Annotated in this window: 1 protein-coding gene; it reads left to right on the plus strand. The window is 73.2% G+C overall.

Annotated elements, in window-relative coordinates:
- Positions 1-23: 23 nt before the first annotated feature.
- Positions 24-1,303: polyketide synthase dehydratase domain-containing protein (locus HO151_RS01110; protein ID WP_302479522.1), on the plus strand; the 1,280-nt coding region annotated here is incomplete at its 3' end.

Genomic DNA, 1,303 nt, shown 5'->3' on the forward strand with positions numbered 1-1,303 from the left:
TGGTCTCCAATGTGAGTGGTGCTTTGGCGGAGCCGGGTCAGCTGGAGGATCCCGAGTACTGGGTGACCCATGTCCGGGAGGCCGTGCGTTTTGACGACGGTGTGCGGGCTCTGGTGGAGCAGGGGGTGTCCCGTTTCCTGGAGCTGGGTCCCGACGGTGTGCTGAGTGGTATGGCGCGTGAGAGCGCGGGTGAGGACGCGGTCCTGGTTGCGCTGCTGCGCAAGGACCGTGACGAGGAGGGCACGGCGCTGGCCGCGCTGGGCCGGCTGCACACCACCGGTGTGAGCGTGGACTGGTCCGCCGTCCTCGACGGCACCGGCGCCCGGCTCACCGATCTGCCGACGTACGCCTTCCAGCACGAGCGCTACTGGCCCGTGCCCAGCCCGTCGGCCGCCGGGGACGTCGAGTCCGCGGGTCTCCGGGCCGCCGGACACCCGCTGCTCAGCGCCGCCGTCGAACTCTCCGACTCCGGCGGCCTGCTGCTCACCACCCGGCTGTCGCTGCGCACCCACCCGTGGCTCGCCGAGCACGTCGTCATGGGCAACGCCCTGCTTCCCGGCACCGCCTTCGTCGAACTGGCGGTCAGGGCCGGTGACGAGGTCGGTTGCGAACGCGTCGAGGAACTGACCCTCGCCGCCCCCCTGATCCTCCCGGAACAGGGCGGCGTCCAGCTGCACCTCCACGTCGGCCCGGCGGACACCGCGGGTCGCCGTACCCTCACCGCCAGGTCCCGCCCCGAGGGCGCCGAGGACCTCCCCTGGACCGAGCACGCCACCGGTGTCCTCGCCCCCGGCGAGCACACTGCCGACTTCGACACGACGGTCTGGCCGCCCGCCGGCGCCGAACCCCTCGACCTCACCGGCCTCTACGAGCGGATGGCCGAGGGCGGCTACCGCTACGGCCCGCTCTTCCAGGGCCTGCGCGCGGCCTGGCGGCGCGGTGACGAGGTGTTCGCCGAGGTCGCCCTGCCCGAGAGCGCCGAGCGCGAGGCCGCGGGGTACGGACTGCACCCGGCGCTGCTCGACGCGTCCCTGCACATCTCCGCCCTCGGCGGCCTCGCCAAGGGTGTGGTCCCGTTCTCCTGGGAGGGAGTGTGCCTGCACGCTTCCGGTGCCCGGGAGGTACGGGTCCGCATGACCCGTACCGGCGACGAGTCCGCCACGGTCGCCGTGGTCGACCCCGCCGGTGCTCCCGTCGCGAGCGTCGAGAACCTGCTGCTGCGCGCAGTCGCCTCCGGGACGGCCGGGACCGACGCCTTGACCCGTGACTCGTTGTTCCGGGTGGAGTGGGTGCCGGCGCGGGT

The sequence above is a fragment of the Streptomyces sp. 8P21H-1 genome, from assembly GCF_013302945.1.